This window comes from Ruegeria sp. BHSA118 (genome assembly GCF_059613405.1).
On the sequence record NZ_JBXWSM010000093.1, the window covers coordinates 1 to 13,233 of the forward strand.

Genomic DNA, 13,233 nt, shown 5'->3' on the forward strand with positions numbered 1-13,233 from the left:
AGAGTAGGTCACCGCCAAACCTAGTAAAATCCCCCCTCTCTAACACGATGAAAAGAACACTACCCGGTCTCAAGTAGCCGAATAGGCGGTAGACCAACGCTAGGCCTCAAGTAGCGTAAGCGATAGGCCACATGTCGACATGGGCCGCCGAAGGCCGGTATTCTGGAACACGTACGACGACCGGTGTGAATGCGCTTGTTCCAGCCCCACCTGCGCATCCGACATCTACAACCGGAAACGCAATATATGTAGTGACGTCAAAATCGTCAGTGCCAAGTTCCGCAAGCAAGGATTGTGCGGCTTCTGGATCCGCGCAGCCTACAGCGTCAACAAAACTACCTACTTTCTCGTTGATAATAGCCTCTCTGTCAGCATCCATTGCCATCGCATTCGACATGACCAATGCCATCGCTCCAGCGGATGCGATAAATTTCTTCATTCTGTGCCCTTCTTGGATTTATTAACCACACCGCTTTTAGTAAAGGCGAGGATGGTCGTAAAGTGAGCCATTTTTTGTTTGCATTGCCCTGCGCTGCCGCCACTGCCCCGAGGAAAGGTAATCTAATAGAAACAAGAGAGTTTCTTCGCTTTTGGAATGCGATCTCTCAATCGACGCAGCGATGCAGAATGGGGATTCGATGTGCCCTGTCGTTTCGAACCTGGCGGTTCGGTGGTTTCACGTTGGAAAACGCCCCAGAAAAATTCTCCAATTCTGGCCGATGATTCATTTAAGTTGGCGCCTTTTACCGTGATTTCAACGGGTTCAGCAATTTTGTCAGAGAGAGGCACAAATCATATTTTTCGCCTTGTATTCCCGTCGCTTGCAAGGATATACCCGTCGGCGGAGACGTGGCCGAGTGGTCGAAGGCGCTCCCCTGCTAAGGGAGTAGGCGGGAAACCGTCTCGAGGGTTCGAATCCCTTCGTCTCCGCCATCAACCTATTTTAGACAATTGACGTGGTGCGTATAGCGTTCCATTTAGTTTTTTTAATAGGCGTTTACCGCCTCACAGTATCATCGTGAATTTACTGGTTGCCCCTAGGGTTATTCATTTAGTGGCATTTACATGTCTGCGCTCAGCGCAAAGCTGACAAAGAAGCAGGTAGAGAACCTGGGTCCGGGTCGGCATAGCGACGGCTCTGGTTTGTACCTTGTTGTTGATCCATCGGGTGCGCGGCGTTGGATAGTACGCGTACCAGTCACCCGACCGAACTGATGGTTCGGGTGCAGGAAAGCGTCAAACCAGAAGTGGCATCATTGCGGTTGCAAGACTCAGGACGAGGAAGAATCCCGCCATGTCGGTTATAGTCGTCAGTAAAGGGCCGCTGGCGACAGCTGGGTCCAGACCGATGCGCTTCAACAGCAATGGCAGAACACCGCCAATGGACACGGCGACGACGGTGTTGAGCGCAAGCGCTCCACCAATCACCAATCCCAGAAACGGGTTGCCTTTCCACAACCAGGCAACAACGCCGATTAGAAGCCCCAGAACGAACCCGTTGATCACCCCGACCGACACTTCTTTGAACCAGACACGCATGGTGTCGATGGGCCGGACAAGGCCGAGAGACAGCTCGCGCATACTGACGGCGACGGCCTGATTGCCCGAGCAGCCGCTCATGTCGGACACCATCGGCAAGAACACTGCAAGCGCGATCACTGCGGCAAGGGTTTGTTCATACGCGGCGATTACGCTGGCCGCGATCACATTGAGAACAATGTTGGCCGAAAGCCATTGAAGCCGTCGCCTCGCACGAAGCGGCAGTGGCATCGACCGAAGCTCATCGCCGAAGACACCTTGGCGTTTCAGGCTGGCTGATTCCGCACGTTCCAAAAGGGCTTCATCGACGGCAGACCGCGAGACGACGCCCACCAGATGCCCGTCTGCTTCCACGACCGGTAATCCAAGAAACGGGTGTTCATCGAACAAGTCTTCCAATTTCTCCAGCGGCATGTTGGCTGGGACGGTAATTGGGGGCACCATGATATCGGTCAAACGCGCGCTTCGGCGTGTGGACACGAGGCTGCGCAATGAGACCACGCCAATTGGGGCACCATTCGAATCCAGCACATAGGGATGCTGACCCCGATAGCGTTCAAGGTCGTATTCTTCGTTGGCGAACCGCCGTAGAACCTTCCCAACTGTATCGGTTTCGGAAAACGTGAAGGCTTCGGCCACCATGAGGCCGCCCGCGACATCGTCCTCGTATTCCACCAGCCGACGAACATCTGCGGCGTCCTCAGGATCCATCCGGGTAAGGATCGCTTCCGCATCTGCGTCTTCAAGCTCTCCGATGACATCGGCCTGAACATCAGAATCCAGCTCTTCGATGACCTCGGCGGCATGCTCCGACTCCATGCGCTCGACAAGATCGACCGCCATCGCGTTCGGCGCCTCTTCGACAAGTTCGGCAGCCAGTTCCGGCGGCAGCAAAGATAGTGCGGCACTCCGCTGCTCTACTGGCAGATTGAGCAGTTCACGCAGGGCATCGCTCAACGGAAGCGGATCAAGCAGCCGTGCGAGTTCAGCCCCATCACGCTCTGCCAGGGCTTGCTGCAACTGCGTTTCCAGTTCTTTCGGGATAGTATCTGTGTCGCTCATATTCGATCCTTTGGTGTGGATTCTGGCGAATGCTGGACTTTTAGCAGAATTTTTTTACCTATAGACAAATTTTAATTGCCAATATAGAAAAAATCATGCTTGAAAATGACTGGATACCAATGACCGCCGTACGCCTCGCCCAGCTTTACGATCAGGACTTTGGCGGCAAGCCGAATGGGCGTTACCGAATTCCGGACAAGCTCGTGCGCCGGATTGCAGGGCGCAGGCGATTGTACGAAACAGATATCCGTGCACTGTCGGTTGCACTTTTTGAACTTGGGTACGTGTTAATCGACATGGATACGTTCTATGTCGTGATGGGCGCCAATGCGTTTGTGAACTACAGACGTGCCAACGATGACTGCATAGAGTAGATGCTATGGTGAAGCGTGCTGTACACCCAGAAATCATAGGTTGGCGTGAACGCATCAGCCTGCCCGACTTCGGAATGGAGAATATCCCGGCCAAGATAGACACCGGCGCAAGAACCGCAGCGCTCCATGCAGTGGACCAGACCGTGTTTGAGATTGACGGCGAACGATGGGTCGAGTTCATGATACCAGTCCAAAACCGCCGTTCACCAAACCGGGTTCGAACCAGGGTTGTCGATGAACGCGAGATCAAGAACACTGGTGGTGTCCCCGAACGTCGACTGATCGTGAGAACGCAGCTTTTGCTTGGGCGGCATCGCTGGCAGATCGACGTCTCGCTGGCCAACCGTGCGAAGATGGAATTTGATCTGATCCTCGGCCGCACCGCCATTCGCAGGCGGGGAATTCTTGTCGATCCGGGTCACTCCTATCTGCTGGGTTCCGGAAAAGCTCCAACTGGGATCAAAAGAAAAGCCACACGCAACGACCCGGAAGGACAACGCCAATGAAATTTGTCATGCTGGCCCGCAATCCAGAACTTTACTCCCATCGTCGTCTGAAAGAAGCCGCCGAGCAGCGCGGCCACGAGCTTGATATCGTGAACACGTTGCGCTGTTACATGAACATCGCTTCACGCCGACCCGAGGTCTACTACGATGGCAAAAAGCTTGGGCGTTATGACGCGGTGATCCCCCGGATCGGAGCATCGGTCACGTTCTATGGGTTGGCCGTGCTCCGGCAATTCGAGATCATGGGAGTTTTCCCCCTCAACGAGTCAGTGGCGATTGGCAGATCGCGCGACAAGTTGCGTTCCATGCAGCTCATGGCGCGGGACGGTATTGGCCTGCCCGTCACCACGTTCGCGCATGATCCGAAGCAAACCGACGAAGTTCTCAAACTCGCGGGGGACGCTCCACTGGTGGTCAAGTTGCTGGAGGGTACGCAGGGCATCGGGGTGGTTCTTGCCGATTCAAACCGGTCAGCAAAATCCGTGGTCGAGGCATTTCGCGGCGCGAAAGTTAACATCATGGTACAGGAGTTCATCAAGGAAGCGGGCGGCACAGATATTCGTGCGCTTGTAGTTGGTGGCCGCGTTATCGCGGCGATGCAGCGGAAGGGAGCCGAAGGAGAATTTCGGTCCAACCTGCACCGGGGCGGAAGCGCCCAGCCCATCAAGATTTCACCCGAGGAACGCTCTACCGCTGTGCGTGCAGCCAAGACGATGGGGCTGAATGTCTGCGGCGTAGACATGCTGCGCGCCAATCATGGGGCGGTTGTCATGGAGGTGAACTCCTCACCCGGACTTGAAGGTGTGGAAAAGGCAACTGGTATTGATGTTGCAGGCAAGATCATCGAGTTTCTTGAAAAGAACGCCGCCAAGGGAAACACCAAGACCAGAGGGCGCGGATAACGGCTATGCGCGAGCCATTTGAAATCGGCGGTTTCACCGTCCCGGCAGGCGCGCGGGCTACGCTGGACCTGCCGGTGAGCGTGATGTCCGATCATACGCCGGTCAGCATGTCAGTGCATGTGGTTCACGGCCGCCGCCCAGGGCCAGTCCTGTTTGTCAGCGCGGCAATTCATGGCGATGAGGTGATTGGCGTTGAAATCGCACGGCGATTGCTACGGGCACCTCAACTCGACAAGATCGCGGGCACGTTGCTGGTCGTGCCAATCGTGAACGCGTTCGGCTTCATGACCCAATCGAGATACCTTCCGGACAGGCGCGACCTGAACCGGTCGTTTCCCGGCAGCGAGGGCGGATCATTGGCGGGCCGTCTCGCACATATCTTCATGACCGAAATTGTTGAGCGTTCCGACCTCGGTATCGATCTTCATTCTGCCGCGATCCACCGCACCAACCTGCCTCAAATTCGAGTTTCTCCGGCCTCGGATGCGACGATCAGATACGCCGATGCGTTTGGTGCACCGGTCGTCATGATTTCCAAGCTGCGCGACGGGTCCCTGCGAAAAGCGGCACAAGAGCGAGGTGTCGATGTGCTGCTGTTCGAAGGGGGAGAAGGGCTGCGTTTCGACGAGCTTTCGGCCCGGGCGGGTCTCGCAGGTATTCTTCGGGTTATGAACGCGATGGGCATGGTCGCCAAGCGCGGGATCGCCGCTGTGCGTGAGGCGCCGGTTCACGCACGGACGAGTTCCTGGGTGCGCGCTCCGGTCGGCGGTTTGCTTAGAACGTTCAAGGCAGCGGGCGAATATGTAGAGGTCGGCGACTTGCTTGGCCGGATCTCGGACCCGTTTGGCGAAGTAAGAATGGACGTTCTTGGAGAAACGGACGGCATCATTGTGGGCCGCACCAATTTGCCATTTGTGCACGAGGGCGACGCGTTGTTTCATATCGCCAAAACGACGAGCGCAGATGTTGAAATGCGGATCGACATGATCGCCAATCAGCTCGACGGTGATCCGATGTTCGATGAGGACGAGATCATTTAGGTGGCCTGAATGTGGGGGCGCGGGGCAGTTTCCCACCCCGCGCCGGTTTACGAGATTGCACGCAATCCGCGGCTTGCCATAACCTCCCATACGGCGAGCGCGATCAGCGCCGATCCCGTTAGCCATGCATTGGCCGTTGCCACAATGTGGCCGGTGAAGTTCAGCGCTGCTGGTGCGATGATCAGCGAAATCCCCAGTGCCGATACCGGAGTCACCCGTGCGAGAAGGTGACTCCGATCGTCAGCGCCGGACATGACCAGAACACCAATGCCAATTGCCATGAAGGCGAGAGCTTCGAGTTCAGCCATGCCCTGCAAAAGAGTTTCCTCACGAAACAGGACAAAGGGGGACAAAACCAACCAGATACCCATCGCGGCAAGCAGCCATTTGTGAGTCAGGATTGGCTTCCTCATAACCGTGACAACCTTTGCTTACTGATCCCCTGCGGGACCAGGGAGAAGCTCTGCATCAACGGCGGCAACCAATTCGTCGTCATTGATGAAACCATCGGCATTTGCGTCGATCTCCAGGAAGAGATCATCCGAGACTTCAGGATACTTGGTCTGAAGCTCTGCCAGCGACGCCAGGCCATCCCCGTCCATGTCAAGATCAGCGGGCATGGCGAATGCCGGAACAGCAAACAGCGAAGAGAGAAGAGCAACAACAGAAACTCGACTCATTTTGTTATCTCCATGAGAAAATGGGCTTCTTGCCCATTGTGGGGTTGGTGCAGCGCTCTGGTGTCGGTGGCGTTTCTACGGGTTTCAGATTGCAACGGTTCCTCAGATCGAGATCTCCACTACAAACGAGAATTGTTGATTGGTGTTCCGATCTGGCGGGGCACTTTCGCGCTACTTAGAGAATATGGCACACACGTATCTCATTGAATAACGAATTTTTCTCGCCGATAATATCGGATATTCGAATAGGTGGCCGATGGATATTGAACTTGCCCGAACTTTCCTCGCCGTGGTGGAAACTGGAACCTTTCTCGACGCAGCCAACAAGGTTCACGTCACACAATCGACAGTGAGCATGAGAATCAGAACTCTCGAGCAACAGCTTGGTCAGCCGGTGTTCCAACGTGGTAAGTCGGGTGCAACCCTGACCATTGCCGGGCGACATTTCCTCAAACACGCTCAGGTTCTGGTGCGCACCTGGACACAGGCAAAGCTGGACGCTGGTCTTCCTGCGTCCATGGCCGCAGCGCTGGAAATCGGCGCGGCGCCGAGCCTTTGGGACGGGTATCTCATAAACGCCTTGCCTGAGTTGATGGCAGCGTTGCCGAACGTCGCCGTCAGAGCCTCGGCGGCCTCATCCGAAACGATGGCCCGGGAGATCGAGGAGGGCAGCCTCGACCTCGCCGTCATGTACCGTCCGCGGAACGCCTCGGGCCTGTCCGCACTTCAACTTTTTGAGGATGAGTTTGTACTTGTCAGCAGCGGCCCTGACGCCGAACCCGCCGCTCTGGGCAGCGCTTACATCCTGATAGATTGGGGTCCGGAGTTCCGGGCCGACCATTTGCTGAACTTTCCAGAGCTTGACGCACCGCGCCTTCAGCTGGGCATCGGAACCTTGGGTCTGCAATATCTGAAATCTGTTCCTGCAGCTGGCTACTTCCCCAGGCGCGTGATCGAAACGGAGCTTCAGGACGGGTGGCTCACACTGATCGAGGCAGCACCAAGGTTCGCTTACGCGGCCTATGCGGTGTTTGATGAGAGCGAGGTAGATGGATTCCCGGGTCAGGCCGCGAGACGACTTCGCAGCCTCGCGGACTCCATAGGTTGAATTACCAACTGGTCAGAAACGACGTTTCACGAACTCGATTCTGGGAGAGATTTACTCAACAAACCAGTCCAGACTGAGATCACAAAATGCAGGAGAGTTAGCTATGAAGGGGCGGCAACTCTTCTCTAATGGAAACCCTATGGAGGAAATCGTCGGCTTCAGCCGGGCGGTTCGGGTTTGATCGTTCACCGCTGTCGGGGCACCGCGCCAGCGGTGAACGGCAAGACGGTAGGCATCGGTGACGTCTATGCCCAGACCAAGCAGTGTTTCGAGATCATCAAGGCCGCTCTCGAAGATGCTGGATCTGGCCTACAGGACATCGTGCGAACCCGTGTTATCCTGACGGACATCAACAATTGGAAAGACGCGATCGAGGCCCGCAAACTGTATTGCCGCGACGCGCGACGCGATCTCACTGCCAGCGCCCGCACGCCGGGTAACATGCACTGCTATGAGTGGATCGAAGCGTCGGCGCAATCCATGCCCCTCGACGACGGCGAGTTCGATCTGGCTTTCTGCCAGCACGGCCAGCAGTTCTTTTCGGACAAGACAGCGGCCCTCAGCAAAATCCGCAGAGCGCTGAAGCCCGGTGCATCGTTGGTTTTGACGTGCTGGAAAGCCATCCCACCCCTCTTCGCCCCAAACCACTAAGATCATGCTCATGCTGCGAAGGGAAAAGCAGATGAGTAAAACCATCACGCAGTCGGTCGAAGAGAAAGACCCAGATTTGCGACCGAATGTCCGCTTCTGTAACGCTTGAGTGGTGACCCCGCGGCCGCAGCGAACTTCCGCTTCCCGCCAAAAAACAATTGTCGCGCTCGTAACCTAAGTCGTCTTTGGGGCTTCGAGCGGTCGTTTGCTGAACTCTGCTTGAGTGTCCGCTTTAGTGTTTTACCGACATCCTGTCATATGACACTGTGCACGATGCCTCGCTTGAAATCGAACTTAGTGTGGTAGGTATGGCGGTTTTTTCTTTTTACCTGAATTTAACATATATTTAACAGTATCTTGCAGGCTTAGTTATACTGACTTCGTCTCCGCCATCCAAGTTTCTTTGTCTTTCTGTCCGATGGAATGCGGCCCGAACTTGGCTGGGCCCCTGATATCCTGTTTTGCATTGGATTCCGCAATTTCTCGAAAGATCGGAATGCAGCGGCGGGGCCTGGTGTCCAGCGCGATCGAAGCCTTATCTATCCTGGACATTCTAAAAGTGTTGCAGAGCAGGGCAAAAAGCCTGTCGGAATGACCGGTCACGATCCGGTAACGGCGCCGTGCGAATCGTTGTCTCCGTCGATCGGGAGAGCAACATGCCACAACATATCATTCCGTCTGAACCCTGGCAGGACCTGGAAAAGCCCAATCGCGGATTGAACCGGGATCAGTGTCTTTCGAACGCGCCGATTGGTGCCCGAGACAGGGCGGCCGCAGAACATAACGGCGAAGCAGACCTGTTTGCCGGGACTTGGCCCACGAGCTTTTCGAAGGGCTTGCGGCACGAAGAAAATGGAATTGTCGACGCGCAGGTTTATTCCGAATTTCTGGAAGAAGTGGCTGACCCAACCTGCACCGACAATCATGGAAACAGGCTGACGCTGTTTGACACGCCAGCCTATTCCGGGCCCTTCCGCACCGCGCCATCAGAGGGTGGTGAATTTAGATGGCGTGCGTGGGAAGGGCCTATCTTGGGTCATCGGTTGGGGTTCAATGGTTTGGACGCCGGCGGTTTGGGTATCGCTCCGGCGCCCAGGCTTGGGTCAGATGAACTGGCGGCAGAGATGGCTGAACTCTATGCGATGGCCTGTCTGCGGGATGTGCCCTTCGAAACCATTCGGGATGGTGCCGAGGGAACCGACAAGGTGCTTGGCGCCCTTGGTCGGTTGGAGTGGTTCCGCAAAGACGGTTGCCCAAAGGAGGCCTGCGGTGCCGAGATCGGAAAAGTACCGGCGGCGCGCCGGGTTCGAGATGGCGAAGGTCTGTCTTCGCAAACTTTGTTCCGCGGCTCGAGCCAAGGCTGTTCGGAAGGGCCTTACGTGTCGCAGTTCCTTTTGCAGGGGTACGACCCGCTGACGTCAGACGCGGCGCATGTGCAAGGGCGGTGGTTGGAAAAAACAACTGCACCAACGACAATGCCGTTTGGTTCATTTCGGCTTGACCAAAGGGTTGTACCTCAGGCCATTGGCGTGGACTATTTGCGGGACTGGGCCGAGTGGCTGGACGTTCAGAACGGGGCGGACGCAACCGGCGAACAAGCCTTTGAGACCTGTGGCCCGAAGTTTATCGAAACACCTCGCGACCTTGCATCCTATGTGCATTTCGACACGGTTTATCAGGCTTTCTTCAATGCCTGCCTGTTGATGCTGGGTCGTGGTATTCAAGCAGATGACGGTCTGCCCGAAGTCTGGAATTCCCGCGCGGAGGATGGCGGGGGCCATTGGGGCGGATCGCACGCGCTGTCGATGCTGGCAGAAACTGCGACCAGGGCAATGCGGGCCGTGCGACGCCAGACCTTTCAGGTACACAACCGAGCCCGCCCTGAAAAGCTGGGCAGCGTCGCAACTCTGGTGGCGAATGGTCATGGTGCGGTGCTTGGGGCAGCGGAACCGTTTGCCGCAGCCCATCTTGAGAAATTGGAAAGCGCCGCCTACGAAGATTTCAGTCTTGTGGAAGCCATTGCCGCCGCGCCGGCCACCAAGCGGTTCGCGCACAACGCGGTTTCTCATAAGGGGCTGCCGCAAATCGATCACAACCTGCTGTTGCCTGTTGCTTATCCCGAGGGCTCGCCAATGCAGCCGTCCTACGGGGCGGCGCACGGGGCAGTTGCCGGGGCGTGCGCGACGCTGCTCAAGGCGTTCTTCAGGACACACGCGCTGAACGGGTCCCGGGTATCTTTGGCAGAGGCAGGTATGCCGCGCGTCTTTGTTCCGGGCCTGGGTGGCAAGATACCGGTTGAGTCCGTGCGGCCTGAGGACAGCGCAGCAAAGCTGACGCTGAACGGCGAGCTGAACAAGTTGGCTGCGAATATCGCGATCGGGCGCAATTTTGCAGGGGTACATTTCTACAGCGACTATTTCGACAGTATCCGAATGGGTGAACGCGTTGCAGTGGGCATTCTGGCCGAACAGATGGCGAATTTCCGGGGTGCCGCGAAAATGTCGCTTGAAACATTTGATGGAGATCGCCTCAACATCCTTGGCGGTCGCTCTTGCGGGAGTGAAATCCACATTGTGAACAGTACGCCCGAATTGTGGTGGACCCGTCATTTGCCCGAACAGGCGGGGTGGGCAGGATGAAGGTATCAGGCCCCGTGACAGGTCGGTTTTCATGATGCTTCCTTGTTCGTCACCGGCAGCGACCGCTCCGTCGGATTTGAAACCCCGCGGGCATCGACCGCTGACTTTCCATTCTAGTGTCTCTGAAGACCAACGGTGTTCTTTGATGTCTGTATTCCAATCGCCGGGACTTGCCGATCAGGGCGTGAACGAAGCCACCGGGTCAGCGTGGAATTCAAGCATTCAGAACATTTTCGACGTGCAAGGTGTCAGCCCGTTTCTGGTCATGGATCCGCGTGACATCAAGGCGGGCCAGCCGTCGAATGGGTTCAGATGGCGCGCCGATCCCCGGGAACCGCGGGACTGTCTGGGCGATGAGCTGGCGGCACGCGTGTCTGATCAAGGCTGGCCCGGCAGGGTTGAGCTGCACAATGAATATCTTGAATACACGTTGGTAATGTGGCCCGATGCCGGTGGAAGACTGCGCCCGAAGCGTTTTGTTGCCACAACCGAGTTTGTGGAATGGTGGCAGTTCATGGCGGTCTTCGATCTCGATCACTTCCTGTCGGTGGTCGCATCGGTGACCGGGCGCTTCTACTCCTGCAAGGACCTGTTTGAAGTCTCGCGGTCGGTATGGACGTCGATGGATGTTTCCGAGCGCGCGGCCCGCTTTCACAAAAGGCTGGTGGGTAGGGATCACGCGCATCCGCCGGAACATCCGTTGAATATCCAGCATGCCCTGTTTCTTGCCAAGGGTACGAACCGCTTGACCGATCTGATCCAGACCATGCATTTTTCTTCCTTCCCGTATCTCGTAAAGGACGGCGAGAGCAGGCGGCGCGCCCGGCTTGAAGAAGTTCTTGATTTCGCGAACCGGCAGGACCTGTACTGCGGGCATGCAGGGGGCCGCCTGGTGAGCGATACGCTTGAACTGGCCATGGGGAAATTTGGTAAGTCACCTGCGGGCCGGGCGATGGCATTCTCTGATCCGCTTGGGCTGTATATTCAGGCATTCCATACATCGGAATTGTTTGTGGATGCGGGCAAGGTGCCTCGGGGTTGGGTCCGATTCAGGCGCGGTGCGCCGGGAATGCACATGCGCCTTGAATTCGGGCCTGCCGACGACGATCCCCGGTTTCTGGATGATATCACGCTTGGAACAGGCCCATCGGCGCGCCCTGTCTCGGGCTATGCTCTGGCCAGCCTGATCGAGGTCGGCCCGATGATCACAGTTGCCGCCAAGCCACGCGTGATCACCCGTGTCGAATTTGTTGAAATTCCGCATGTTGATCCGGGGCAGGTTGTCCGCAGCTTGCCCGAGACCGAACGTTGCAGGCAGCTTCTGGAATTCGCGGACCGTTGCAAGGCAAAGACCAACGACAACACGACACGCTTTCGCAGCAACGGATCCTGACAGGTGCTCAAACTGCTACGGCTTTGACCACCGGCAGGGGAATTTCAGGTGCCGTCATGTCAAAAACCGCAACCGGACGACCGAGGGCGCGGCTTGCCGCTGTCAATACGGTCGTCAGCGACGGGTTCGGGCTGTCCCACGCCTGCACGTCGTACAACCGCGTCGGAGCAACAGGCCGGTCATTCTGCGCGCCACGATAAAGCCGGAACAGACGGGCCTGTTCGGCATCCATGCCGTGATCCGTTACACCGTTGTGATCAAGCATCACCATGTTGCGCCAGGACACCACCGCCTCGGACGCTGCGTGCCAGACGCCCTGCGCCAGATTTGCGGAAAGCGCCGATCCATAGGTCGGCCTGCCGCCATCCGCATCTGCGCAAACCGCGCGCAGCAGAAGGCCGATGCCCGGAACTTCGAGGATGTGAAGGCTCAGTTGCCGCAGCTGGACGTGCAGCCACCGCGTCAAGTCATGGGGCAGCACCGTGTCCGGCGCCAGGTGGTCAAACCCCTGCGATCCAAGAGCATGTTCCAAACACTCCAGCGCCGCCCACAGCGCGGCGGCTTCATGTGTCGGGCCCGCCGCGGCACCTATCGAAGTGACCTTTCCGTCACTGCCCGGAACACCCAGCGCAAGCGCTTCGTTTGGCATCACATGGGATGCGCCATCCGACGCGATCAGGCTTTCGCGGGTTTGTGGTGCTTCGGCACTGTATTGCAAGGCATAGCGCTCAATCGCCTCGAACCCGGCCAGCCGCGCCGCCTCTTCCGGTGTGCAGCCGGTGCCGAAAGACACGCGATGGCCCATCCCGCCCTTGGGGGGCAGAGTTCCGTCGCGCAGCTCGATCAAACGAAAAGCCGCGTGGATCGGCGCAGCTTTGGGGAATTCGGCAAACGAGGGTTTGGAAATTAGCCGAGCAGTTTCAGCGCGTTCAATCAACGTGTCGGTCATTTTCATTTCCGGATAAGCATATAACGGGGTATACAAGTGGGCATTGTTGTTTGAGAAGGAGATTTTACATGGCTCGTTTGGCAATCAACCCGAATTATTCGTTGAAAGACCTGGGGTGCGAAGTTCTGAATGCCGCGCGCGGCCGTGCGCTGGGGTCGCAAGATGATCAGGATGCGGCGGAACGCAAAATTCAAGAAATCCTTGCGGACAGCGGTAACCCAGAGGTCAGGTTTGTCTATGACACCAAGGATCTGGTTCATATCGTCGTTCCGGACCTGAGTGACAAAAAGCCGGATCCGAACCCCGATCACGAGTCATGGTGCTGCAAACTGGCCTATGAAGCGATGGGCGGTATCGTCATATTTGGATGCAGCGGTTAACGACAACCCC

General features: G+C 56.9%; 15 protein-coding genes and 1 tRNA gene. 11 read left to right on the plus strand and 5 right to left on the minus strand.

What is annotated here, in order from left to right:
- Nucleotides 1-106 precede the first annotated feature (106 nt).
- Complete coding sequence (locus tag AC2FNN_RS19620; RefSeq protein WP_496760123.1) at nt 107-439, minus strand: hypothetical protein; 333 nt, start codon at nt 437-439, stop codon at nt 107-109.
- Between the two features lie 404 nt (nt 440-843).
- Between AC2FNN_RS19620 and AC2FNN_RS19625 the strand changes: the two genes are divergently transcribed.
- Both AC2FNN_RS19625 and AC2FNN_RS19630 read left to right on the plus strand, forming a co-directional pair.
- Nucleotides 844-933, plus strand: a tRNA-Ser gene (locus AC2FNN_RS19625).
- A gap of 132 nt (nt 934-1,065) precedes the next feature.
- Complete coding sequence (locus AC2FNN_RS19630; RefSeq protein WP_496760124.1) at nt 1,066-1,215, plus strand: Arm DNA-binding domain-containing protein; 150 nt, start codon at nt 1,066-1,068, stop codon at nt 1,213-1,215.
- Nucleotides 1,216-1,236: 21 nt separating this feature from the next.
- Here the strand turns inward: AC2FNN_RS19630 and mgtE are convergent, their stop codons facing one another.
- Nucleotides 1,237-2,601 carry a magnesium transporter gene (mgtE, locus tag AC2FNN_RS19635; protein WP_496760125.1) on the minus strand — a complete coding sequence of 455 codons (1,365 nt, stop codon included), beginning with the start codon at nt 2,599-2,601 and terminating at the stop codon, nt 1,237-1,239.
- A gap of 95 nt (nt 2,602-2,696) precedes the next feature.
- Between mgtE and AC2FNN_RS19640 the strand changes: the two genes are divergently transcribed.
- The 4 genes from AC2FNN_RS19640 to AC2FNN_RS19655 are packed head-to-tail and all read left to right on the plus strand — an operon-like array spanning nt 2,697 to nt 5,423.
- Nucleotides 2,697-2,975 carry a hypothetical protein gene (locus AC2FNN_RS19640; protein WP_496760126.1) on the plus strand — a complete coding sequence of 93 codons (279 nt, stop codon included), beginning with the start codon at nt 2,697-2,699 and terminating at the stop codon, nt 2,973-2,975.
- 5 nt (nt 2,976-2,980) lie between these two features.
- Nucleotides 2,981-3,481, plus strand: a complete 501-nt coding sequence (locus tag AC2FNN_RS19645; RefSeq protein ID WP_496760127.1) for an ATP-dependent zinc protease family protein — start codon at nt 2,981-2,983, stop codon at nt 3,479-3,481.
- On the plus strand, nt 3,478-4,383 hold the full coding sequence (gene rimK / locus AC2FNN_RS19650; RefSeq protein ID WP_496760128.1) for a 30S ribosomal protein S6--L-glutamate ligase: 906 nt from the start codon (nt 3,478-3,480) through the stop codon (nt 4,381-4,383). Before AC2FNN_RS19645 ends, rimK begins: the two co-directional genes overlap by 4 nt.
- Nucleotides 4,384-4,388: 5 nt before the next feature.
- The gene (locus AC2FNN_RS19655; protein WP_496760129.1) at nt 4,389-5,423 is read left to right on the plus strand and encodes a succinylglutamate desuccinylase/aspartoacylase family protein; all 1,035 of its coding nucleotides are present in this window, start codon (nt 4,389-4,391) and stop codon (nt 5,421-5,423) included.
- Nucleotides 5,424-5,470: 47 nt separating this feature from the next.
- Here the strand turns inward: AC2FNN_RS19655 and AC2FNN_RS19660 are convergent, their stop codons facing one another.
- Together AC2FNN_RS19660 and AC2FNN_RS19665 are read right to left on the minus strand one after the other, a co-directional pair.
- On the minus strand, nt 5,471-5,836 hold the full coding sequence (locus AC2FNN_RS19660) for an SPW repeat domain-containing protein (protein WP_496760130.1): 366 nt from the start codon (nt 5,834-5,836) through the stop codon (nt 5,471-5,473).
- A gap of 18 nt (nt 5,837-5,854) precedes the next feature.
- Entirely contained in the window at nt 5,855-6,103 is a 249-nt protein-coding gene (locus tag AC2FNN_RS19665) for an EF-hand domain-containing protein (protein WP_496760131.1), read from the minus strand.
- Nucleotides 6,104-6,359: 256 nt separating this feature from the next.
- On the opposite strand from AC2FNN_RS19665, the gene AC2FNN_RS19670 reads away from it, so the two are divergent.
- From AC2FNN_RS19670 to AC2FNN_RS19685, 4 genes are all read left to right on the plus strand, one after another.
- Nucleotides 6,360-7,211: a LysR family transcriptional regulator gene (locus AC2FNN_RS19670; protein ID WP_496760132.1), complete on the plus strand. Its 852-nt coding sequence runs from the start codon at nt 6,360-6,362 to the stop codon at nt 7,209-7,211.
- Between the two features lie 177 nt (nt 7,212-7,388).
- Nucleotides 7,389-7,862, plus strand: a complete 474-nt coding sequence (locus AC2FNN_RS19675; protein WP_496760133.1) for a Rid family hydrolase — start codon at nt 7,389-7,391, stop codon at nt 7,860-7,862.
- A gap of 656 nt (nt 7,863-8,518) precedes the next feature.
- Entirely contained in the window at nt 8,519-10,501 is a 1,983-nt protein-coding gene (locus AC2FNN_RS19680; protein WP_496760134.1) for a phosphatase PAP2 family protein, read from the plus strand.
- 145 nt (nt 10,502-10,646) lie between these two features.
- The gene (locus AC2FNN_RS19685) at nt 10,647-11,894 is read left to right on the plus strand and encodes a DUF8225 domain-containing protein (protein WP_496760135.1); all 1,248 of its coding nucleotides are present in this window, start codon (nt 10,647-10,649) and stop codon (nt 11,892-11,894) included.
- A gap of 7 nt (nt 11,895-11,901) precedes the next feature.
- Here the strand turns inward: AC2FNN_RS19685 and AC2FNN_RS19690 are convergent, their stop codons facing one another.
- The gene (locus tag AC2FNN_RS19690; RefSeq protein ID WP_496760136.1) at nt 11,902-12,843 is read right to left on the minus strand and encodes a YcaO-like family protein; all 942 of its coding nucleotides are present in this window, start codon (nt 12,841-12,843) and stop codon (nt 11,902-11,904) included.
- A gap of 68 nt (nt 12,844-12,911) precedes the next feature.
- Between AC2FNN_RS19690 and AC2FNN_RS19695 the strand changes: the two genes are divergently transcribed.
- Nucleotides 12,912-13,223 carry a hypothetical protein gene (locus tag AC2FNN_RS19695; protein ID WP_152456717.1) on the plus strand — a complete coding sequence of 104 codons (312 nt, stop codon included), beginning with the start codon at nt 12,912-12,914 and terminating at the stop codon, nt 13,221-13,223.
- Nucleotides 13,224-13,233: the final 10 nt, after the last annotated feature.

Excerpts from the sequence above, each read along its gene's own strand:
- AC2FNN_RS19620 (WP_496760123.1), bottom strand. The coding sequence starts at position 439 with ATGAAGAAATTTATCGCATCCGCTGGAGCGATGGCATTGGTCATGTCG.
- AC2FNN_RS19630 (WP_496760124.1), top strand. The coding sequence starts at position 1,066 with ATGTCTGCGCTCAGCGCAAAGCTGACAAAGAAGCAGGTAGAGAACCTG.
- mgtE (WP_496760125.1), bottom strand. The coding sequence starts at position 2,601 with ATGAGCGACACAGATACTATCCCGAAAGAACTGGAAACGCAGTTGCAG.
- AC2FNN_RS19640 (WP_496760126.1), top strand. The coding sequence starts at position 2,697 with ATGCTTGAAAATGACTGGATACCAATGACCGCCGTACGCCTCGCCCAG.
- AC2FNN_RS19645 (WP_496760127.1), top strand. The coding sequence starts at position 2,981 with ATGGTGAAGCGTGCTGTACACCCAGAAATCATAGGTTGGCGTGAACGC.
- rimK (WP_496760128.1), top strand. The coding sequence starts at position 3,478 with ATGAAATTTGTCATGCTGGCCCGCAATCCAGAACTTTACTCCCATCGT.
- AC2FNN_RS19655 (WP_496760129.1), top strand. The coding sequence starts at position 4,389 with ATGCGCGAGCCATTTGAAATCGGCGGTTTCACCGTCCCGGCAGGCGCG.
- AC2FNN_RS19660 (WP_496760130.1), bottom strand. The coding sequence starts at position 5,836 with ATGAGGAAGCCAATCCTGACTCACAAATGGCTGCTTGCCGCGATGGGT.
- AC2FNN_RS19665 (WP_496760131.1), bottom strand. The coding sequence starts at position 6,103 with ATGAGTCGAGTTTCTGTTGTTGCTCTTCTCTCTTCGCTGTTTGCTGTT.
- AC2FNN_RS19670 (WP_496760132.1), top strand. The coding sequence starts at position 6,360 with ATGGATATTGAACTTGCCCGAACTTTCCTCGCCGTGGTGGAAACTGGA.
- AC2FNN_RS19680 (WP_496760134.1), top strand. The coding sequence starts at position 8,519 with ATGCCACAACATATCATTCCGTCTGAACCCTGGCAGGACCTGGAAAAG.
- AC2FNN_RS19685 (WP_496760135.1), top strand. The coding sequence starts at position 10,647 with ATGTCTGTATTCCAATCGCCGGGACTTGCCGATCAGGGCGTGAACGAA.
- AC2FNN_RS19690 (WP_496760136.1), bottom strand. The coding sequence starts at position 12,843 with ATGACCGACACGTTGATTGAACGCGCTGAAACTGCTCGGCTAATTTCC.
- AC2FNN_RS19695 (WP_152456717.1), top strand. The coding sequence starts at position 12,912 with ATGGCTCGTTTGGCAATCAACCCGAATTATTCGTTGAAAGACCTGGGG.